The 21,622-nt window shown below is 71.1% G+C and carries 16 protein-coding genes; 5 read left to right on the forward strand and 11 right to left on the reverse strand.

Annotated features, from left to right (window positions below):
- Positions 1 to 130 precede the first annotated feature (130 nt).
- Together ACGFYU_RS13715 and ACGFYU_RS13720 are read left to right on the forward strand one after the other, a co-directional pair.
- The gene (locus ACGFYU_RS13715) at positions 131 to 1,342 is read left to right on the forward strand and encodes a DUF1266 domain-containing protein (protein WP_393827488.1); all 1,212 of its coding nucleotides are present in this window, start codon (positions 131 to 133) and stop codon (positions 1,340 to 1,342) included.
- A gap of 65 nt (positions 1,343 to 1,407) precedes the next feature.
- Positions 1,408 to 1,821, forward strand: coding sequence for a PPOX class F420-dependent oxidoreductase (locus ACGFYU_RS13720; protein WP_393827489.1), 414 nt, complete (start codon positions 1,408 to 1,410; stop codon positions 1,819 to 1,821).
- A 72-nt stretch (positions 1,822 to 1,893) separates the two neighbouring features.
- Here the strand turns inward: ACGFYU_RS13720 and ACGFYU_RS13725 are convergent, their stop codons facing one another.
- The 10 genes from ACGFYU_RS13725 to pdhA form a co-directional block, all read right to left on the reverse strand.
- Positions 1,894 to 4,641, reverse strand: a complete 2,748-nt coding sequence (locus tag ACGFYU_RS13725) for a PKD domain-containing protein (RefSeq protein WP_393827490.1) — start codon at positions 4,639 to 4,641, stop codon at positions 1,894 to 1,896.
- Positions 4,642 to 4,824: 183 nt separating this feature from the next.
- Entirely contained in the window at positions 4,825 to 5,589 is a 765-nt protein-coding gene (locus tag ACGFYU_RS13730) for a hypothetical protein (RefSeq protein ID WP_393827491.1), read from the reverse strand.
- Positions 5,590 to 5,647: 58 nt separating this feature from the next.
- The gene (locus tag ACGFYU_RS13735; protein ID WP_393827492.1) at positions 5,648 to 6,583 is read right to left on the reverse strand and encodes a GNAT family N-acetyltransferase; all 936 of its coding nucleotides are present in this window, start codon (positions 6,581 to 6,583) and stop codon (positions 5,648 to 5,650) included.
- Positions 6,584 to 6,631: 48 nt separating this feature from the next.
- A complete protein-coding gene (locus ACGFYU_RS13740; protein ID WP_393827493.1) occupies positions 6,632 to 7,042 on the reverse strand; it encodes a hypothetical protein in 411 nt (136 codons plus the stop codon).
- Positions 7,039 to 11,766, reverse strand: coding sequence for a putative T7SS-secreted protein (locus tag ACGFYU_RS13745; RefSeq protein ID WP_393827494.1), 4,728 nt, complete (start codon positions 11,764 to 11,766; stop codon positions 7,039 to 7,041). The genes ACGFYU_RS13740 and ACGFYU_RS13745 overlap by 4 nt, the downstream gene beginning before the upstream one ends.
- Positions 11,766 to 12,323 (reverse strand): hypothetical protein, encoded by a 558-nt coding sequence (locus ACGFYU_RS13750; protein ID WP_393827495.1) that lies wholly within the window; start codon positions 12,321 to 12,323, stop codon positions 11,766 to 11,768. The genes ACGFYU_RS13745 and ACGFYU_RS13750 overlap by 1 nt, the downstream gene beginning before the upstream one ends.
- The gene (locus ACGFYU_RS13755; protein ID WP_393827496.1) at positions 12,323 to 12,724 is read right to left on the reverse strand and encodes a hypothetical protein; all 402 of its coding nucleotides are present in this window, start codon (positions 12,722 to 12,724) and stop codon (positions 12,323 to 12,325) included. The genes ACGFYU_RS13750 and ACGFYU_RS13755 overlap by 1 nt, the downstream gene beginning before the upstream one ends.
- A 148-nt stretch (positions 12,725 to 12,872) precedes the next feature.
- Entirely contained in the window at positions 12,873 to 14,261 is a 1,389-nt protein-coding gene (locus ACGFYU_RS13760) for a dihydrolipoamide acetyltransferase family protein (protein ID WP_393827497.1), read from the reverse strand.
- A gap of 12 nt (positions 14,262 to 14,273) precedes the next feature.
- Entirely contained in the window at positions 14,274 to 15,254 is a 981-nt protein-coding gene (locus ACGFYU_RS13765; RefSeq protein WP_393827498.1) for an alpha-ketoacid dehydrogenase subunit beta, read from the reverse strand.
- A 5-nt stretch (positions 15,255 to 15,259) separates the two neighbouring features.
- Positions 15,260 to 16,459 (reverse strand): pyruvate dehydrogenase (acetyl-transferring) E1 component subunit alpha, encoded by a 1,200-nt coding sequence (pdhA, locus tag ACGFYU_RS13770; RefSeq protein ID WP_393827499.1) that lies wholly within the window; start codon positions 16,457 to 16,459, stop codon positions 15,260 to 15,262.
- 324 nt (positions 16,460 to 16,783) lie between these two features.
- Here pdhA and ACGFYU_RS13775 point away from each other — a divergent pair, with 324 nt between their 5' ends.
- On the forward strand, positions 16,784 to 17,446 hold the full coding sequence (locus ACGFYU_RS13775; protein WP_393827500.1) for a response regulator: 663 nt from the start codon (positions 16,784 to 16,786) through the stop codon (positions 17,444 to 17,446).
- A gap of 113 nt (positions 17,447 to 17,559) precedes the next feature.
- Positions 17,560 to 17,976 (forward strand): pyridoxamine 5'-phosphate oxidase family protein, encoded by a 417-nt coding sequence (locus tag ACGFYU_RS13780; RefSeq protein WP_393827501.1) that lies wholly within the window; start codon positions 17,560 to 17,562, stop codon positions 17,974 to 17,976.
- A 59-nt stretch (positions 17,977 to 18,035) separates the two neighbouring features.
- On the opposite strand, the gene ACGFYU_RS13785 is transcribed toward ACGFYU_RS13780, so the two are convergent.
- A complete protein-coding gene (locus ACGFYU_RS13785; protein ID WP_393827502.1) occupies positions 18,036 to 19,622 on the reverse strand; it encodes a protein kinase in 1,587 nt (528 codons plus the stop codon).
- Positions 19,623 to 19,829: 207 nt separating this feature from the next.
- Between ACGFYU_RS13785 and ACGFYU_RS13790 the strand changes: the two genes are divergently transcribed.
- A complete protein-coding gene (locus ACGFYU_RS13790; protein WP_393827503.1) occupies positions 19,830 to 21,533 on the forward strand; it encodes a protein kinase in 1,704 nt (567 codons plus the stop codon).
- Positions 21,534 to 21,622 lie beyond the last annotated feature (89 nt).

A 21,622-nucleotide genomic window follows, 5' to 3' on the forward strand; every position in this document is an offset into this window, starting at 1 on the left:
CGTTGCGATTAACGTCGCACGACGGGTTCGGGAGGAGGTCGCTGGGAAAAGGACCAGCCCCACAGGCTGGCACCTCGCCCGGCGGCCCACCTCACGCTGGGCCGCCAAAGGCCCCGTTAGGCTGCTCGGCATGCATGGCTGGATTGCGCCGAGTTCCATCGAGCGGGAGCTGTACGAGAGCAAGGCCCGCGGCGACTGGGCGGCGTACCTCGACGCCCTCGCGCGCGCCGAGCTCTTCATGCCCCAGCCCCGCGCCCTGGTCGATGCCGAACCGCAGCACGCCCGGTTCCTCCCGACCCCCGACGGCCGGAGCCTCGTCGTCTACACCGCCGGGATGCTGTCGGCGCCCACGCCCGAGACCGTCTTCCACCGCCAGAGCCTCGCCTGGTTCGCGAACGCCTGGGGCCACCGGGATCCTGCCTACCTCGCCGTGAACCCCGGCAGCCCCGCCGAGGCCTACCTCACCACCACCCCCGCCGACCGCGCCCGCTGGCGCGCGCACTGGGACGCGGTCACCACCTGGGGCCTGCCCCGGAACGCCGTGCACGCCCTGCACACCGGCGGCCCGCTGCACGGCCCGGTCGCCCACGGCCTCGCCGTCGGGGCGCACCTCGCCGTCAGCAACGGCGAGTTCTGGAACGCTCTCGCCTACCACGGCAGCGGCTACACCCGCGAGCGCGAACGCCTCCGCGAGTCGTGGGACATCACGGACAGCGCGGGCTGGCTCGACGTCCTCCAGGGCATGCTGAACACCGAGATCGTCAGCCCGGTGTGGCAGTTCGCCCTGCGCGTGCGCCGGGTCCTCGCCTCCGACTTCGCCGGCCCGGTGGACGTGGAGCACTGGCGGCACGCCGCCGAGGCCACCCTGCGCCGCCGCGCGGAGCTGTCCGCCGAGGCGCAGCTCACCCCCGACGGGGTCAGGGTCGCCGAGCCCCGCCCCACCGCCGAGGTCGAGGGCGAGATCGCGGGCGTACAGCGGCTCATCGGCCGCATCGCCCGTTACGAGCAGCGCTTCCGGGCCGACGGACTGCTCGCCCCGGGAGGCTACGTACGCTCGGTCGACGCCTGGGACCTCGGGCGGGCCTCGCAAATGGCCCGGTGGGGGCTCGGCACCCGGTACGGGACCCTGGCGGACGCCGAGCGCGCCGTCCTGCGCGCGGGCGAGGCCGCGCGCGGCGCGTACCGCTCGTGGGAGGACTTCTCCGCCGGGTACGCGCTCGCGCGGTGCCTGCACTTCGACGAGGAGGAGTTCGGCGAGTGGTACGACACCTCGCTCGCCACCCACCTGACGCTGACGACCGACCCGGCCAGCCCGTGGCTCAACATCCCCTGGGCGATGTGACGAAGACGTGTCGGGATACCCGCATTCCGGACAGTCATCCGACTTCTGCAACTAGTCTGATCTTCATGACTGTTGAGTTGAACGACACCGTACGGGGGCTCCTCGACGCCCCGCACCCCGCCGTACTGTCCACCCTCAACCCCGACGGCAGTCCCCAGAGTTCGGTGGTCTGGGTGACCCGCGAAGGCGGCGACCTGCTGATCTCCACCGAGCAGGGCCGCCGCAAGGAGCGCAACATCGTCCGCGACGGGCGGGTCGGCCTGACCGTCTTCGACACGGCCAACCCCTTCCTCTACGCCGAGATCCGCGGCACCGCCACCGTCACCGAGGACGCCGGGCGGGCCATCACCTCCCGTATCGCCGAGGAGTACCTGGGCCCGGAGGGCGCCAAGGAGTTCTCGAAGGCCCCGCCGGAGCAGATCCGCGTGGTCGTCCGCATCACCCCGACCAAGGTCCTCGGCAACGCCGCGGCGAAGTAGGCGGTGAGCCAGGAGCCCCCGTCTCCCGCGGTGTGCGGGGGACGGGGGCTCCGTGGTTCTCGCCGGCTCCGGCTAGCCCTGGGTGAAGTAGCCGAGCAGGTCGGTGATCACGTGGTTGCTGCCGCCCCAGCTGTTGGTGATGTTGATGCGGCCGCCGGAGGCGGGGGTGGTGACGTGGTTGGGGATGTTGGCGCCGGGCCGGGTGTTGAGGCTGCTGGCCCCGGGGAGGGTGCCGCCGTAGCCGTAGACGGTGAGGAAGCCGGGCGCGGTGGTCTCGGTGGCGGTGACGTTCACGACGGCGCCGAGGGCGTTCGCGGGGATGCCGGCGACGGTGGTGGTGGCGCCGGGGGCGAGCTTGCCGGTGGTGCGGGTGTCGGCGAGGCGGGTGGGGACGGCCGGGGTGAAGAGGGCCTTGCCGTCCTTGCCGTAGTAACCGACCGCGTCCAGGACCAGGTCGGTCGATCCGGCGTTGTTGTAGAGGGTGATGGTGCCGTTCGGCCCGACCGGGACGATCGCCTGGTTGGACTTGTCCTGGCCGGGCTCGGGGTTGAGGTTCGAGGTCGCGGGGCGCTTGGCCGGGTCCGGGTACGCGATCACGTGCGTGGGCGTCGTGGTGCCGGTGCTGGTCAGGTTCAGCGCGACCGCCGTGGCGTCGGCCGGGATGCCGCCCACTCCGGCGACCTTGACCGTACGGGTCTGGCCGCCGCCCAGCGCGCCGCCGGTGCTGCGGGTGTCCACGACACGGGTCGGTGCGATCGGGCTGAACCGCTGCCCGGTGTTGGGCTGGTAGTAGCCGACGAAGTCCACGATGAGCGAGGCGCGGCCGGCGTTGAGCTGGGCCTGCACCTTGCCGTCGGCGCCGACGGGCACCGTGACGGTGTTGGAGGCGGTGCCGCCCGCCTTGATGTTGACGTTCGACGTCGTCGGACGCGGCTGGCCTGCGGGCCAGACGCTCAGGTGGGTGTCCTCGGTGGCCTCGGTGACGGTCACGTTGAGGACGGCGACGGCCATGCTCCCCGACAGGACGTGGTCCGGCACGGTGTAGCCGACGGGCAGGACCACCGGTGCGGGGGTGCCGCCCTGGACGGGAGTCCTGGAGGTCCGGGTGTCCAGCACGCGGAACGGGGTGGTGGGGACGTACCCGGAGGCCGTGTAGTCGGCCCGCACGGTCCGGGTGACCGTGGACACGGCGTCCTTGGCGTCCCGGAGGGTGAGCGTCACCTTGTACTCGCCGGGCTGGGCGTAGGCGTGGTCGAAGCCACTGTCCAGGTGGTCGCGACGGTCGAAGGTGCCGTCACCGAAGTCCACGGACACGTCGTGGATCTCCCACGGAGTCACGGAGGCGGCCTGCGGGTTGATCCGGAGGGTCAGCGGGAGGATGTGGCTCATCGGGTTGTCCGAGGTCGGCACGACCGGATCGGCGGTGAATCCTGCCGCCAGTGGGCCGGCCGGAGCCGCCTTGACGGGCTTCTCGGCGGCGACCTCGACCCCGATGCCGTTGATGGCCGTCACCTTGACGACACAGTCGCACGGCGTCTTGTACACGTGCTGGGCGGTACCCGCCTTGGTGACGACCGGGGCCGTCCCGTCGCCGAAGTCGTAGCGGAAGGTCACCCCGGCGGCCCAGATGCTGTCCGTGGCGGCCTGCGCCGTCACGGTGGTGCCGATCGGCGCCCAGGCCTGCTCGACGTTCAGCAGGACGTAGCTCAGGGTGTCCTGGGTCTCGTGCGCCCCGCGGTCGAGGTACCCGCCGTCCTTGCCGGTGTTGGCGACGCGCGGGTCGTCCGCGTTCGGCAGACCGTCGAAGTCGGTGGACAGCGCGCCCGGTGCCGTCGGGTCGGCGGAGTCGATGGTGGGAGAGCCGTCCTTCGGGCCGACGCCCTCGTACGAGGGGGTCAGGATGTCGTGCGCGCCCTGACCGGTCGCGGCCCGGAACGCCGCCGGGGTGCCATAGGCGGTGCCGGACCAGCTGTAGGGCACCAGCGCGACCTCGGGATGGCCGGCGATCAGGTTGTAGTCGGCCCGGGTGTCGGACGCCGCGCTCTGCGACACCGCCATGCCGTGGCGCGGATCGGGCGACTGGCACGGGGCGTAGTGATCGGTGTAGAGCAGGTTGTTGAACAGGGACGCGCCGGTCGAGCCGCCGCTGAGCGAGAGGGTCGTCGCGCAGCCGCCGAAGAAGGTGTTGTTGGTGACGACGGTGCCAGGCGCGTCCACCACGGCGGCCGCCGCCTGCGCGCTGCCGGTGATCTCGTTGCGGCTGAGGACCGTGCCCCGGGAACCGCCCTCGATGCGGACGCCCCTCAGCCGGCTGCGGCTGAAGCGCACGTCCGCGCTCTCCTCACCGACCACGGCGGAGACGAGCCTGCCCTTGCGGATGTCGAGCCGGTCCAGCTCGACATCGGTGGAGTGCTTGACCTGGAGGCCTCCGATGACGCCGAGTCCGCGGACCACCACGTGGGAGGCTCCGCTGATGGTCAGGGACTTGGACAGTTCCGTCGCGGGATAGCCGTTGACCGAATCGGCGAGGAAGGTGATCGGCTTGCCCGGCTCACCGGAGCGGTCGACGGTGACGGCCTCGTCGTACGTCCTGCCCGGCTTGATGCGCACGGTCTGACCCGGCTGCACGGCCTTGGCGGCCGCCGAGACCGTGCAGAACGGGGCGGCCTGCGTACCGGATCCGGTGTCGGAGCAGTTCGCTCCGTCACGGTTGTCGACGTAGAGGGAGGCCGGGCCATCGGCGGCCGAGGCGGTGCCCGGAAGGCCGAGAAGGGTGACGAGACCTGCGGTCAGCAGGACCGTCGTGCGAGTGGAACGCACCAGAAGGGTTTCCTTCGTGAGGAGAGACGTGGAGTCACGAGGGATGCTGCGGCGCCGCGCGACTGGCAGACGTCCGTTGGACGTCCTGTTCCCCCAGCGACAGTCGGGCGCACGCGACCCCCCGCGTACGCTGGCCATCATCCAGTGTCCAAAACCCGATGTCACCCCCTTTGGCGCCCGCCCCTACGGCAGCCGCGGCCGCACAGCCGACCAGGCGTCGACCGCCGCCGCCAGTGGGTCGGTGTCCCGGAGGTGGGGACGTACGGGGGCGATGCTGCCGATCAGGACCTTGATGCGGCGCAGGTGCAGGATCCGGGGCGGCGGGAGGTCGCGCCAGCCGCGGGCCTCCGTCGCGGCCTCGGCCGGGGTCAGGTCGAACAGGTCCAGCACCTCTAGGCACAGGGCGGCCGGATCGCCGCCGCGCGCGGGGCCGAAGGTCCGGATCAGGTAGCTGCGGGCGTGGGCCAGCTCGGCCCACCAGGACAGTTCGGCCGTGCCCTCCGCCGCCGCGCAGCGCCGGGCCGCGATCACCGCCACCCGGCCCCAGCGCAGCCGGATCCCGTCGGGCAGCCCGTCGTCCTGCATCCGTCCGACGGCCAGCACGCGCAGGGTCCGCGGCAGCGGCTCGTCCGCCAGCGGCGGATCGGTGGCCAGCCAGTCCTCCAGCTCCTCCAGCGTGTGCGCGTCGGCGGGTACGGAGGTCAGCACCTGGCCGCGGGTGAGCAGCGCGACCACGGCGCCCGTGAGGTGGACCTTCGCCATGTGCCCGGCGTCGAAGAAGCCGACGCTGCGCCCGTACCGCTCGATGCGGCGCAGCCCGAGCCGCAGCTCCCCGGCCGCGTAGACCTGCCCGGCGCGCGCCACCCCGCCGATGCACCGCACCACGCAGACGCCGCCCGTGGCGTCGGCCTCCTCGACGGAGTACACCTGCAATTCGGCGATGGACACCCCGCGCCCCCTTCTCCCCGGCCTCGGGCGGGAGGCTACCGCCCCGGGGGCGTGTCCCTCAGCTCTCGCCGGGCTCCAGGACGAGGCGGATCTCGGTCACTTCGTAGCCGGCGCGGTCGAAGGCGGCCGCCATCGGGACGTTGACGGTGTCCGTGGTCGCGGTGATGCGCTCGGCGCCCTCGGAGGCCTGGAAGCGGGTGATCTCGCCCAGGATCTCGTCGATCAGGCCCTTGCCGCGCTGTTCCGGTACGACGCCCAGGTAGCCGACGTTGCGGTGGTAGGGGGTCGCCGAGGGGATGGCCATGCCCGCCAGGGTGCCGTCGGGGAGATGGGCCAGGCGCCACCAGGAGCGCTCGCCCGGGCAGTCGTTGTAGAACTCGAAGTCATCGCGGGCCAGCTGCTCGGCGTCCATCGTGCGCAGTTCGCCGATGGTGGTCAGGTCGAGGCTGCCGTGGGAGAGCCGGACGAAGGCGTCCAGGAACTCCTCGTCCGTGCCCTCCCGGAAGACGAGGCGCCCGGCGGGCTCCGGGATCCCGGCCGCCGGGGTCCACTCGTAGCGCAGGCGTTCGATCTCCCGGGTCAGCCCGGTCTCGTACGCGGCCTGCCGGCGCCAGCCGACGGCCGCGGCCAGCTCCGCGTCGGCCTGCCAACCGCGGGACAGCGAGAGGTTGTAGAGCGGAAGCGTGCCGAAGGCGGCGTGGCCGGCGGCGAGCAGCCCGGCGGCCAGCGCGCCCGGGTCGGCCACGGTGGACCGCACCTGGAGGCAGTCGAGCGCGATGGGCCGCTCGCTGTCGGCGCGCCCCCACCACAGGGCGCGGGCCAGGACCTCCCCGTCCTCGTCCTCGGCGAACCAGATCCACTCGGGGCGCAGCCGGTTCCCGGCGAGCTCCTCCCGGATCTTCTCGGGGGTCAGGGCGGGGACGGGGCCGTCGGCCGGGTAGGCCAGGGCACGGTCCATGTCGGCGGGGTCTGCGGTGGCAGCGCGAAAGAGCATCCGGTGATGATCACATGACCCCACCCCGCCGACCAGGTGTTTTCCGACTCAGCGCCAGGTGTTGGTGTCCACGATCTCGCCGGTCTCCAGGTCGATGCGGCCCTGGAAATCACCCGCGTTGCGCGTGACCATGACCAGGAGCGGCCGCCCGCCCTGAGGGAAGGCGGTGTAGAAGCCGTGCACGTCATCCGGGTTGCCCACCAGGTCGCGCGGCGGGTGCAGACGGAACCGCTCCGTGCCGTCCGCCCGGTAGACCACCGCGTTGTCCGACGGGGTGAAGGGCGCTCCGTCGATGGCTTCCACCACCAGTACCAGCGTCTCGCCGTTCTCCCGCCACGCCATGACGTCCTGTGGAGGCTTCTCGTACCGCTGCTCCACCTCTCCGGCCGGGCCGCTCCACCGGACCGTGGTGTCGCCTTGGGTCCAGGCGACCACGACGTCGGGCTGTTCTTCGGTCACTTGGGGATCTCCGTGGGTGGGCCGACTGGGATCAGCCGGGCTCGGTCGCCGAATTCCATGATCTCTATTTGAGTGCCGCCGCCGGGCAGATGGCCCAGCTTCGGGTCCACCTGGGGTCCGATGATGCTCTCCTGGACGAGGATCGGGTCACCGTCCGAGATGCGGTAGCGCTGCAGGAGCGAGACGTCGTCCTTCCAGTCGGTACGGACGGCCAGCTGGTCCCGTACGAACTGCTGGTTGGGGACGTCGTCGAAGGTACCGAACCCACCCGGTCGGGTCTGGCCCTGCGAGATCACCATGTTGAACTCCTCGCCGGGCTGGGCGAAGCGCGCGACGATCGGTGACCCCTCCAGGTGCGGGGGTTCACGCCTCGCCGGGGGCAGGGCCTTGCGTTCCTCGCCCTCCTTCGGGCAGGGGCTGAGGCCCAGCGGGTCCGCCCACACGAGCGGGTTCGTGACGTAGGCGACCGGGTTCGGGGACGGTGCGAGACCCAGCGGGTCGGCCGTCAGGTAGCGGGCCGTCTCCGGGTCGTAGGTGCGGAAGTAGTTGTGGTGGAGGCCGGTCTCCGGGTCGTGGTACTGGCCCGGGAAGCGCAGCGGGGTGTGGGCGGAAGCGTCCCGGTTCCAGGCCGTCGTGCCCCAGAGCGTCGAGCGGGTGCGCCAGGCGACCTCTCCCTGCTCGTCGATCAGCTCGGTCGGCGTGCCGACCAGGTCCGTGACGATGGCGAAGAAGCGGCTGTCGATCTCCTCCTGCGACGCGTGCGAGGCCTGCGACGTCCGGTGGATGGTCTCCACCTGCGTGAGCGGGTGCCGGCCGGAGTGCGTCCAGCTGAGCGTGACCTCGTGCGGGTTGCCCGCCGAGCGCGTCGTCTGCTCGACGAGGGTCGGGCCGTCCCACGTGAAGACGGTCTCCTCCACGATCTCGTCCGACGATGTTTCACGTGAAACGTCGATCGCCGCGAGCCGCTGCTTCGCGGCGCGGCGCCCCATCGCGTCGTAGCGGTAGCGCCACCGCGTCCCGTCCGGGGTGGTCACCTCCGTGAGCCGGTCGTCCGCGTCCCAGGTGTAGTGCCAGGTGTCAGGCTTCCGGGAGAGCCGGGTCTTCTGCCGCAGGATCACCCGGCCCTGGGCGTCGTGCTCGTAGCGGACCCGGCCCGCGCGGGTGATCCGCGTCCCGGTGTAGGCGCGTTCACCGGCGGCCTCCACACCCAGCTGCTCCGGCCAGGCGGCCGAGGTCTGGTTGCCCGCCTCGTCGTAGGCGTACCGCTCCGACCAGGAGGCGGCGTCCACGGCGGTGACCCGGGAGGCCGAGTCCAGGGTGAAGGTCCGCGGCCCCGTCGCCTCGTCGTCGATCGCCAGCAGATTGCCGTCGGCACGGTAGCTGTAGCCGCGGCGCACCAGGGTCCGCTGGTCCGAGCCGGTGATGTGCCGGGTGGTGAGCCGGCCGACCGCGTCGAAGGTCTGGTGGAGCTCCGTGCTGTCGCCGATGCGCCGCGTCAGTTCGCGGCCGGCCGCGTCCCGCTCGAAGGTCAGCTTCCGGCCCGAGGCGGTGATCTCGGTGCAGTGGCCGCCCTCGTCGTACGTCCAGCGGGTCTCCGCCCCGGTGGGGGTGGTCATGCCCACCGGCCGGCTCAGCTCGTCGTACGCGTAGCGGACCGTACGGCCGTCCACCTGCTCCTCGACCAGTCGCCCGTGCCGGTCGCGGATGCGGAGCAGCCGGGTGCCGTCGGAGGAGACCGCCGCCGCGGGCAGGTCGAAGACGTCGAACTCGAAGGTCGCCGTCCCGGTGGGAGAGGTCTTGCGGATGATCCGGCCGAGCACGTCCCGCTCGTACTCGATCTCCTCGCCCAGCCCGTTCACACGTGAGCGCAGGCGCCCCGTCGGGTCGTGGGCGTAGGTCAGCGTCAGGCCGTCGAAGTCCGTCTCCGAAATCAGCCGCCCCGCAGCGTCGTACACGTACTCCCAGGTCAGACCCTGGGGGTTGCGTACGCCCGTCAGCCGCAGCAACGCGTCGTAGGTGTACTCGTGCCGTACGCCGTCGGGCCCGGTCCGGGCCGCGAGCAGGTCGAAGTGGGTGTACTCGAAGCGGGTCACCCCGCCCGCCGGGTCGGTGAAGGAGGTGCAGTTGCCCTCGCCGTCGTACGTCCACACCGACTCGGCCCCGTCCGGGGCCACCCGTCGAGCGGGCCGCCCCTCGGGAGTCCACTCCATGGCCGTGACCCCGCCGAGCGGATCCGTCACGCGCACCGGGCGCCCGAAGGCATCGCGCTCGTACCGGGAGGTGGCCCCGAGGGGGTCCGTGATGGTGAGCGGGAGGCCGGCCGCGTCGGTGGTGAAGCGGGTGACGGCGCCCAGCGGGTTGGTCACCGTGACCACGTGGCCGCGTTCGTCGTAGCCGAAGGTGGTGACGGCACCCGCCGAGGTGGTGAGCGAGGTGCGGTTGCCGCGCTCGTCGAAGGTCTGGCGGATGACCGTGCCGTCGGCGTTGGCCACCCGGGCCGGCAGGCCCAGTGCGTCGTACTCGGTGCCCGCGGTGCGGCCGTCGGGACGGATCGAGCGGGTGATCCGCCCCGCCTCGTCGTATTCCTGGCGGGAGGTGGCGCCCAGTGCGTCGGTACGGCTGGTCACGCGCCCGGCGCTGTCGTACTGGTAGCGGGTGACCGCGCCGAGCGGGTCGACCTCGGCGACGACGCGGCACCGCTCGTCGATCACGTAGCGGCGGGTGTGCCCGTCGGCGGTGGTGGCCGCGGTGACGCGGTGGCCGGTCTCCGGATCGCGGGTGTCGTAGTCGAGCGTGAGCGCGAGGTGGCCCTCGGTCCCGCCCTCCGCGACACAGCGGTCCTGGTCGTCGTAGGCGTAGTCGTAGCGGCTGCCGTTGGTGTCGGTCCAGGAGGTGATGCGTCCGCGCTCGTCGTAGACCAGGCGCAGGGGCAGGCCGGAGGAGTTGGTGACCTCGGTGAGGTTGCCGTCGGTGTAGCCGTACGCGAGGACGCGCGGGCCGCCGGTCAGGTGGAGGGCGGTGATGCGGCCCTCGGCGGTCTCGAAGCGGAGGTGGTAGCCGCCGGAGTGGGCGATGCCGAGCGGGGTGCCGGCGGCGTCGTACTCGAAGGTGACGAGGTTCCCGTTGCGGTCTTCCAGCTGGGCGATGGGCGCGATGCCCTCCCCTTCGCCGTCCCAGTCGGCAGCCGGGGAGAAGCGGCGGATCCGGCCCGTGGCCGGGTCGGTCAGCGTCCAGTCGCCGTCCGGCGTGCGCTCCAGCGGGTGGCGCGGACCGGTCGCGGGGAGCACGGGGACACCCGGCGCCGGGTGCGGGTAGCCGACGATCAGGCCGTCTTCGCTGACCAGGACGACACCCTCGGCGTCGATCTCCAGGTGCTGGTCGACGGTGGAGGCCCAGGAGGGGCCGAACCAGCGGCCCGCGCCGTAGCCGGACTCCGCGCGGCGGCTGAAGACCAGGGGGAGGGTGCCGGGCAGCACGAGGTCGGTCTGCGGCAGGTACATCCGCCCGGTCGCCAGGTCCACCGGGTCGGTGTGGCCGTTGGTCTTGTCCCCGTCCGGGGTGTTGTGCGTTTCGGGGCCGTCCCCGTCGAGGGCCTTGCGGCCGGGGCCGGTCGGGACGTCGTCCGCGAGTTTCGCGACCGAGGCGCCCTTCTTCAGGGCGCCCAGGCCCTTGGTGCCGATCAGTTCGGGGAGCATCTTGCCGATGCCCTCGGACGGGTCCTTCATGAACTCGTCGAGCATCTGCTTGCCCGCGCCCATGGGGTCGTTGACCGCCACCGTCAGCCCCGCGACCGTCGAGTTGAGGCTCGTGAGGTACTCGGCCGGGTGCGTCAGGTTGTACGGGTCCATCGGGTTGACGGAGCGGACGAAGTTGACGAGGCCCGCCGTGCCCTTGACGACACCGCCCGCCAGGTGCGTCTTGGCTATCTCCAGGTAGTCCAGGCCGTCCCCCAGCTGCTGGGCGTACGACGGCTTCGGCGGGGCCGCGTCCCGGGCGGCGCGCACGGCCGAGCGCACGCTCTCCGCGACCTCGTTGCGCTGCCGGCGCGCGTCGTCCAGCTTGTCCTGCGCCGCCTTCGCCATGGCCGTGCCCGGGTCGGTGAAGTCGCCGGGCTTCGGCGGCAGCTGGTCCTTCTTCGCCTTGACCGCGTCGTTGTAGGTGTCGACCTGCTTGTTGTAGGCCTTGCGCGCGTCCTCGGAGGCCTTCTTGGCCTTGTTGTAGTCCTCCAGGGCCTCCTTCGCCTTGCCCTGCGCCCACTCCACCGTCTCGGCGAAGCGGCCCATGGCCTCGGCGGCCTTGCCGAAGTTCTCCGCGGCCTTGAACCAGCGCGGCGGCTCCTTCGCGATCGACTCGCGGTAGGCGTCTGCCGACTTCCCCTTCAGGCCGTCGCCCTCCAGGCCCTTCAGGCCCTGGCCGACCTGGTTGAACGACGACTTGAAGTCGTTCAGATGCGAGACCTGCTCGCGGATCTTGGAGACGCTGCCGTAGACCAGCTTCTTCGGGTCCTCGGTCTGCCCGAGCTCCATCTCGGCGACGTCCGCGCCCAGTTGGTTCGCGGCCGACCGGCTCTTGTCGCGGATCCAGTCGCCCGCCTCGTCGAGCCCGACGTCCTCGGCCAGGTCGGCCGTCTTGTCGCCGAGCCACTCGATCCCGTCGCCGACCTTCTCGACGCCCTCCTCGACCTTGTCCTCGATGACATCAGGAACGAAATCCCGCCAGCCCATCAGTTACCGTCCCCGTTCGCCTGGTCCAGGAGGTCCTTCAGCGAGCCGATCTTCCCGCTCGACTTCAGCTTGTCGCCGGTGTCGGACCAGGTCTGCTTGATGTCCTGCGCGCCCTTCTGGAAGGACTCCGCGCTGTAGTCCGGCTTGTAGACGTCCGCGCTGAAGATGTCGCCCCAGGACTTCTTCTCGATCTCGTCCTCGCTCGCGTGCGGGTTGCCGTACGCGGCGTTGGCGGCGACCTTGAACGCGCCCTGGACGTACTGGTCCTCCTCCCACACCGTGCCCGCCGCGATGCCCAGGTTCCCGGCGAGCGCGCTGGCGTTCTGGATCAGGCTGCGCACACCCCACTCCCAGCGCTCGCAGAAGTCCTCGAAGTCGGTGGCCAGGCCCATGTGCCCGGCCTCCATCCCCGTCATGGAGAGGTCCTCGAAGCCCGATCCCATCGACGCGCCGCCCGCGTCCCCGGTCTCGCGCAGCTCGGCGATGGCCTTGCGCAGACCGTCCTGGATGTTCTTGACCGCTGTCGGCGAGACCTCGAGGTCTCCGTTGCCCGCCATCAGACGGTCACCTCCCGTGCGTCCACGGCCTGTGCGTCGGGGACGATGCCCACGACCGGCGGGAAGAGCATCGAGCCGTCCTCGTCCGCGACGTCCACGGCCACCCCCGTCGGACCGTCGACCGTGGGGATCACCTCGTCGACGAGCCGGGCGCCGAGGATCGCGAGGTACTCCAGCTCCTGATGGGCCGGGAGACCGCGCACCTGCGCGAAGCGGGCCAGGGCCGCCTCGTCCGTGAAGGCGTGGATCCAGCGGACCCCGCCCTGCCACCCCGACATCAGCCCGCCCTCGGGCCCGTCGGACAGCGGTACGAGCAACACCGCCCGGCGGAATTCACCCAGCAAACGGCCTGAATGCCCCGATCCGCCGCGCATGGCGGTGATTTCCTCGGTCAGTCCCATGAGCTTCGCCCCCGTTCCAGGGAGCAATCGGCCGCCCCCGATTCGCACACGTTACTCAGGTAAGAAACAGCCTGGTACCGGGGGCCCCTACGACCGATGGCCGGCCTCCTCGGGGAGACCGGCCATCGGGGTGGTGCGTCCGTATCCGCTACGACCAGGTGACGAGGCGGCGGGGGTGTTCCAGGACCGCCGCGATGTCGGCGAGGAACTTGGAGCCGAGCTCGCCGTCGATGAGGCGGTGGTCGAACGAGAGGGCCAGGGTGGTGACCTGACGCGGCTTCACCTTGCCCTTGTGGACCCACGGCTGGAGCTTGATCGCGCCGACCGCGAGGATCGCGGACTCGCCGGGGTTCAGGATGGGCGTACCGGTGTCGACGCCGAAGACGCCGACGTTGGTGATGGTGATGGTGCCGTTCTGCATGTCGGCCGGGGAGGTCTTGCCGTCGCGGGCCGTGGCGACCAGGTCGGACAGGGCCGTCGACAGCTCGCCGAGCGTCTTGGCGTGGGCGTCCTTGATGTTCGGGACGATCAGGCCGCGGGGGGTGGCCGCCGCGATGCCCAGGTTGACGTAGTGCTTGAGCACGATCTCCTGGGCCGCCTCGTCCCAGGACGCGTTGACGTCCGGGTTGCGGCGGATCGCCACCAGGACGGCCTTGGCGATGAGGAGCAGCGGGTTGATGCGCAGGCCCGCGAGGTCCGGGTCGGCCTTGAGCTCCTGGACCAGCTTCATCGTCCGGGTCACGTCGAGGGTGATGAACTCGGTGACGTGCGGCGCGGTGAAGGCGGAGCCGACCATGGCCTGGGCGGTGACCTTGCGGACGCCCTTGACCGGGATACGGGTCTCCCGGGCCACCGGCTCGGCCTGGACCGCGGGGGCCGCCGGTACGGAGACCTCCGCCGCCACCGGGGCCGGTGCGGCCTGCGGGGCGACGGCCGCGGCGGCCGCCGCGTGGACGTCCTCGCGGGTCACGACCCCGCCGTCCCCGGTCGGGACGACGGACGCCAGGTCAATGCCGAGGTCCTTGGCCAGCTTGCGCACGGGCGGCTTCGCCAGTGGCCGCTCACCGGCCGGCTGGACCGGAACCTCGGGCAGCGCCGGGGCGGCGGGAGCGGCCGGGGCCGCCGTGCCGTTCTGCGCGGCCACGGCGGGCGCCGGCGCGGCCTTGCGGGGGCGGCGCTTGGTGGAGGACTCGGAGACGCCGTAGCCCACCAGGACGGGCTGGCGGGCCGCCGGAGCGGCCTCCTCGGCAGCGGCCGGCGCAGCGGCCTCGGCCACCGGCTCCGGCTCGGCGCCGCCCTCGGTCCGCACCGAGATGATCACCTGGCCGACGTCGACCGTGGTGCCCTCCTCGAAGAGGAGCGCGTGCACGACCCCGTCGTAGGGGATCGGCAGCTCGACGGCCGCCTTCGCCGTCTCGACCTCGCACACGACCTGGCCGTCGGTGACCGTGTCACCCGGCTGGACGTACCACTTGAGGATCTCGGCCTCGGTGAGGCCCTCGCCCACGTCGGGCATCTTGAATTCGCGGATGGTCATGAACGTGGCTCCTCAGTACGCCAGCGAGCGGTCGACGGCGTCGAGCACCCTGTCCAGGCCCGGCAGGTACTCGTCCTCCAGGCGGGCCGGCGGGTACGGGGCGTGGAAACCGCCCACGCGCAGCACCGGCGCCTCCAGGTGGTAGAAGCACCGCTCCGTGATGCGGGCGGCGATCTCCGAGCCCACGCCCAGGAACACCGGCGCCTCGTGGACGACCACGAGCCGGCGGGTCTTCTCCACCGACGCCTGGATCCCGTCGAAGTCGACCGGGGACATCGAGCGCAGGTCGACGACCTCCACCGACTTGCCCTCCTCGGCCGCCGCGGCCGCCGCCTCCAGGCAGACCTTCACCATCGGGCCGTAGGCCGCCAGGGTGATGTCCGAGCCCTCGCGCGCCACGCGTGCCTTGTGCAGCTCGTAGGGGATGGCCTCGACATCGACCTCGCCCTTGTCCCAGTAGCGCCGCTTCGGCTCGAAGAAGATCACCGGGTCGTCGCTGAGGATCGCCTGCTGGAGCATCCAGTACGCGTCGCTCGCGTTCGACGGGGAGACCACCTTCAGGCCCGCCACGTGCGCGAACAGCGCCTCCGGGGACTCGCTGTGGTGCTCGACCGCGCCGATGCCGCCCGCGTACGGGATGCGTACGACGACCGGCAGCTTGATCTTGCCCAGGGCCCGCGCGTGCATCTTCGCGAGCTGCGTGACGATCTGGTCGTACGCGGGGAAGACGAACCCGTCGAACTGGATCTCCACCACCGGCCGGTAGCCGCGCAGCGCGAGCCCGATCGCCGTGCCGACGATGCCCGACTCGGCGAGCGGGGTGTCGATGACCCGCTCCTCGCCGAAGTCCTTCTGCAGGCCGTCGGTGATCCGGAAGACACCGCCCAGCTTGCCCACGTCCTCGCCCATGATCAGGACCTTGGGGTCCGTCTCCAGGGCCTTGCGCAGCGACTCGTTGAGCGCCTTCGCGATAGACATCTTCTCGATGGCCATGGTGGTCACTCCCCACCCTCGAAGGACGCGAGGTAGGACGCGAACTGCGCGCGCTCCTCGTCGACGAGCGCGTGCCCGTCCGCGTAGACGTTCTCGAAGATCGCCATGGTGTCGGGGTCGGGCATGGCGCGTACGGCCTCGCGCACCCGCTTGCCCAGCGCCTCGCTCTCCGTCTCCAGCTCCGCGAAGAACGCCTCGTCGGCGCCGCCGGTGGCGAGCAGGTGGGCCTTCAGGCGCAGGATCGGGTCCTTGGCCTCCCAGGCCTGCGTCTCCTCGTCCCGCCGGTACTTCGTCGGGTCGTCGGAGGTGGTGTGCGCGCCCATCCGGTACGTGAACGCCTCGACCAGGGTCGGGCCCTCGCCGCGGCGGGCCCGGTCCAGGGCCCAGCGGGTCACGGCCAGGCAGGCCAGGACGTCGTTGCCGTCGACGCGGACGCCGGGGAAGCCGAAGCCCTGTGCGCGCTGGTAGAGCGGCACGCGCATCTGGCGCTCGGTCGGCTCGGAGATCGCCCACTGGTTGTTCTGGCAGAAGAACACCACGGGGGAGTTGTAGACGGCCGAGAAGGTGAAGGCCTCGGCCACGTCGCCCTGGCTGGACGCGCCGTCGCCGAAGTAGGCGATGACCGCGGAGTCCGCGCCGTCCTTGGCCACGCCCATCGCGTAGCCGGTCGCGTGCAGCGTCTGCGAGCCGATGACGATCGTGTACAGGTGGAAGTTGTTGGTGTTCGGGTCCCAGCCTCCGTGGTTCACACCGCGGAACATCCCGAGCAGGTTGGTCGGGTCGACCCCGCGGCACCAGGCCACACCGTGCTCGCGGTAGGTCGGGAAGACGTAGTCCTCGTCGTTCAGCGCACGGCCTGAGCCGATCTGCGCGGCCTCCTGGCCGAGGAGCGAGGCCCACAGGCCCAGTTCGCCCTGGCGCTGCAGGGCGGTCGCCTCGCCGTCGAAACGGCGGGTCAGGACCATGTCGCGGTACAGCCCGCGCAGGTCCTCGGTGGTGATGTCGGCGACGAAGGGGGCGAATTCCGCATTGTCTGCGTTGTCTACCCGGTCCCCTTCGGGCGTCAGCAGCTGTACGAGCTGAGGTTCAGCGTCCTGCGTCTGCGCGGTGGCAGCGGCGGGCTTGGCGGCGTTTGCCGCGCCTGCCGCCCGCTTGGTGCCGCTGCTGCGTCGCGGCTTGCGCGCGGCAGTGCTCTCCACGGTCACGTGTGCTCCTCCGTCGGTCCGGCACCCGGGTTCTCCGGGGTCCAGTGCGGCTCACCTGACTCTGTACCCGCGCACGGGGTGGGTGCGCGCTGTGTACGGATTCAGGCGTGACAGGTGCCCCGGCGAGTGCCCTGCGCAATGCACGTTACCCAGTGCGCCGCATTACTGCGAAACCCCGTTTGACCTGCGATTTTGCTTGGATATCCAAGTAAATCCACGGAAGCGGGAACAACCACTGGTCACAGCCTTGCAGGGGCCGGGAACACCGGCACGTTATCCCGGGTAACTCCGGCAGGGAAGGGGTGAGTGTGTGAAACTGACTTCGTGCGCGAAGACGGAAAAATCAAGGTATTCCTCCTGGACGACCACGAAGTGGTACGTCGGGGTGTTCACGAGCTGTTGTCGGTCGAAGAGGACATCGAGATCGTCGGCGAAGCCGGTACGGCGGCCGACGCCCTGGTCCGCATCCCCGCCACCCGCCCCGACGTGGCCGTCCTCGACGTGCGGCTGCCGGACGGCAGCGGAGTGGAGGTCTGCCGCGAGGTCCGCTCCCAGAACGAGGACATCAAGTGCCTGATGCTGACCTCGTTCGCCGACGACGAGGCGCTGTTCGACGCGATCATGGCCGGCGCCTCGGGCTACGTACTCAAGGCCATCCGCGGCAATGAGCTGCTCAGCGCCGTACGGGACGTGGCGGCGGGCAAGTCGCTGCTGGACCCGGTGGCCACCGCGCGGGTGCTGGAGCGGCTGCGGGACGGCAAGGGCGGCAAGGGCGACGACCGGCTGGCCAACCTCACCGAGCAGGAGCGGAAGATCCTCGACCTGATCGGCGAGGGCCTGACCAACCGCGTCATCGGCGAGCGGCTGCACCTGGCCGAGAAGACGATCAAGAACTACGTCTCCAGCCTGCTCTCCAAGCTGGGCATGGAGCGGCGCTCCCAGGCCGCCGCCTACGTGGCCCGCCTCCAGGCCGAGAAGCGCACCTGAGCGACCCGGGACGGGTGGCCCGCCCCGGGGTGTTTCATTCGGGACCAACGTCCCCGATCGTCGGGGCGGGCTCCTCTTTCCCGGCACGCTGTCGGTACACGACAGTGGACGGCATGTCCCCAGAGGAACTCCACGCCATCGAACTGCTGAGCCGGGTGCCGTACGGCCGAGTGGCCACCAGCATGCGCGCGCTGCCCTTCCTCGCCCTCGCCCGCCACATCGTGGTGGACGGCAAGGTCGTGCTGAGAATGCACTCCGGTTTCGGCTACCACCAGGCCTGCAACGGCAGTGTGGTGGCGTACGGGGCCGACAACTTCAATTCCCGGGATCCCCGGTTGTGGTCGGTCCAGTTCACCGGGACCGCACAGATCGTCGAACCGGCCACCGCAGAACTGGAACTCTTCGGTCCGGGTCCGCATTTCGTGGACGGCGAGGTCTTCGACCCCGTCTACATGCGGATCGAACCCCAGTTCGTCACCGTGCATTCGCTGGCGGGGAATCCGGACCGGCAATACCAGCACGCGCTCTGACCCACGGGAACGGGCCCGGCGGATTCCATTCCGCCGGGCCCGTTCCCGTAGGTCACACGTCACTCCTCGTCGGCGCCGCGTCCGACGTCCGGCTCCCCGGTCTTGGCGGGCGGCGGCGACTGAGAGGTGGACTTCGACGGCGGCGGGGACGAGGACTTCGACGCGGACGCCGAGGCGGAGGCCGAAGCGGAGGCCGATTCGGACGCCGACGCGGAGGTCGACGGGGTGTAGCTCTGCGACCTGCTGCGGCTCGACGTGGGCGGGGTGAAGCTGGGGCTCTCGTCATGGCTCGACTGGGACGACGAGGGATCCGGGGAGGCCGAGGTGCTCGGCTGCCCGCTGGAGCTCGAGATCGGGGCCGTCGGGCCGTTCGGCTTCTCCTTGCCGCCCACGCTGTTGACCGCGTAGGCCACGCCCGCCGCGACCGCGACGATGGCGAGCACCGCGAACAGCCACATCTTCCAGCGGCTGCCGCCCCGGTCCTCGTAGCCGTCGTAGCCGCCGCCGTGCCCGTTCTGGCCGTGGCCGCCCCCGCCGGGGAAGGCCGAGCCGTCGTCCGGGTTGAGCGGGGGCACCATCGGCTGCTGGAACTGCGAGGTGTTGGCGTTCGAGGGGTACTTCCGCTGCCCGCCGGTCCCGCTCACGGGCATGGCCGTGGTGGCCGCCGCCCCGCCCCGGCCGTGCGGCAGGGCCATGGTGACCGGGCCGGTGTTCCAGGTGCCGGTGTTCGGACCCTGGTCGTGCAGCATCTGGAGCGCGTACTGGACCAGCCCGCGCATCTCCTCGGCGCTCTGGAACCGGTCGTCCGGGTCCTTGGCCAGCGAGCGCATGACCAGGCCGTCGAGCTCCTGCGGGATCTGGTGGCCCTCCGGCAGCTGCGAGGGCGGCACCGGGGCGTCCTGCACGTGCTGGTAGACCACCGACAGCGGGGTCTCACCGGTGAACGGGGGCCGCAGCGCGAGCAGTTCGTACAGCAGGCAGCCGGTCGCGTAGAGGTCGGAGCGGTGGTCCACGGCCTTGCCGAGGGCCTGTTCGGGCGACAGGTACTGCGGGGTGCCCATGACCATGCCGGTCTGAGTCATCGTCGACTGCGCACCGTGCAGGGCGCGGGCGATGCCGAAGTCCATCACCTTCACCGCACCGGTGTCGGTGATGATGACGTTCGCCGGCTTGATGTCACGGTGCACGATGCCGTGCTGGTGCGAGTACGCGAGCGCTTCGAGGACGCCCGAGGTGATGATGAGCGCCTGCTCGGGGCCGGGGGCCTCGGCGCTGATCAGCAGATCGCGGATGGTGCGGCCCTCGACGAGCTCCATCACGATGTACGGGACCGTGTTCGGGCCGACCTTGTCCTCGCCGGAGTCGTACACGGCGACGACCGCATGGTGGTTGAGCCCGGCGACCGACTGCGCCTCGCGCGTGAAGCGGGCCTTGGACACCGGGTCCTCGGCCAGGTCCGCGCGCAGCAGCTTCACGGCCACGGTGCGGCCCAGCCGTACGTCCTCGGCGGCGAAGACCTCGGCCATGCCGCCGCGGCCCAGCCGGTGGGTCAGCCGGTAACGGCCGTCTCCCACCAGACCGCCGGCCCCCCAGTGCGAAGGGTCCTCGGCCATCCCGGCGCCGTCTGCCTCGGGTTCGGGTGCCATCAGTCCTCGCCGTCGTCTCTCTTGGCCGCCGCTCAGCGGTAGGTCTCTTCTCGGTGCTCCGGTGAACGCTACAGCCTCGGAACAGGTCGCCGTTCGGACATGGGCGCCCTGTGCCCGTGTGGTCACGGAACGGGCACCTGGCTTGACGTGTGCTTGCCCTCCGGCAGACTGGGCGCGACATACGCAGCTCGAGGGGAAGCAACAGTCATGAGCCAGGACGGCACTCAGGGCCGGTACGCAGGCGGTTCCCTGGCCCGCGGCCGTTACCAGCTAAGGGATTTGCTCGGCGAGGGCGGCATGGCCGCGGTGTACCTCGCGTACGACACCGCGCTCGACCGCCAGGTCGCGATCAAAACCCTGCACACCGAGCTGGGCCGGGAACAGTCCTTCCGCGAGCGCTTCCGGCGCGAGGCCCAGGCTGTAGCCAAACTGTCGCACACGAACATCGTCTCCGTGTTCGACACCGGCGAGGACGAGTTCGACGGCGCCGTGATGCCGTACATCGTCATGGAGTACGTGGAGGGCCAGCCGCTCGGCTCCGTGCTCCAGGCGGACATCGCGCAGTACGGGGCGATGCCGGCGGACAAGGCGCTGAAGGTGACGGCCGATGTGCTGGCCGCGCTGGAGACCAGCCACGACATGGGGCTCGTCCACCGCGACATCAAGCCCGGCAACGTGATGATGACCAAGCGCGGCGTCGTCAAGGTGATGGACTTCGGCATCGCCCGCGCCATGCAGTCCGGCGTCACCTCGATGACGCAGACCGGCATGGTCGTCGGCACGCCGCAGTACCTGTCGCCCGAGCAGGCGCTGGGCCGCGGGGTGGACGCCCGTTCCGACCTGTACTCGGTCGGCATCATGCTCTTCCAGCTGCTGACGGGTCGGATCCCGTTCGACGCCGACTCGCCGCTGGCCATCGCGTACGCGCACGTGCAGGAGGAGCCGGTGGCTCCCTCCTCCATCAACCGGTCGGTGACCCCGGCGATGGACGCGCTGGTGGCCCGGGCCCTGAAGAAGAACCCGAACGAGCGCTTCCCCACGGCCGCGGCCATGGGCGACGAGATCGCGCGGGTGCTGGCCTCCGGGCAGACCGGGGCCCCGGTCATCGTCCCGGGCGCCACGACCGGCGGCAACGGGGCCGGTGTGTCCTCGGCGGTGTTCCCGCCGGTGGACTCCGGCGCCCGGCCCTCGACGGGGCAGCAGCTGAACCAGATCTTCCAGGACATCGGCCAGGCGGCGCAGCAGCAGGCGGCGCAGCAGCCGTACACGCAGACCCCGGCGTCCGGCCCTTACGGCCCACCGACGCCCGCCCCGCAGCCCCACGCGCAGGGCGGCTATGCCTACCCGCACACGCCCGCGCCGATGCCGCAGCAGCCGTACGCGGCCCAGACCCCGCCGCCGTACACGATCTCCCCGGCGACCTCGACGGGCCAGGGCGGTTCGGGCGGGGCCGGCGCGAAGAAGAACACGCCGGTGATCGTGGGTGCGATCGCGGTGGCGCTGCTGGCCGTGGGCGGTCTGATCGCGGCGCTGAACATGGACGACGACAAGGACAAGGGCAACAGCAGCGCGAACAGCGCGAGCCCGGGTGCGTCGACGGCGTCCGGCTCCGCCAAGGGCGGATCCAAGGGCCCGGACCGCACGCGCACGATCGACGTGTCCAAGTGCAAGGAGCCGCAGAAGCACTTCAGCGAGGCCGGCAAGTACCAGGCGCCGGACTTCAAGTACAAGGACGTGATCTCCGTGAAGGCCTGCATCCAGGCCTCGGGCGGCAAGTACGACGTCGTCGAGAAGGACGAGGCCGTGTGGGGCAAGGACACGGTGATCGACCAGACCCCGAGGGCCGGCGAGAAGATCGAGAAGGAAGGCACGACCTACACGCTGATCGTGTCGACCGGTAACCCGGAGTAGGAGCGGGAGCCTCCGCACTGCGCCAGACCGGCATCCCGGGCACCCCGATGGGGTGCCCGGGATGCCGCTTTTGTCCCTTTGTGTAAATC

The sequence above is a fragment of the Streptomyces sp. NPDC048337 genome (assembly GCF_043201175.1).
Lineage (GTDB): Bacteria > Actinomycetota > Actinomycetes > Streptomycetales > Streptomycetaceae > Streptomyces.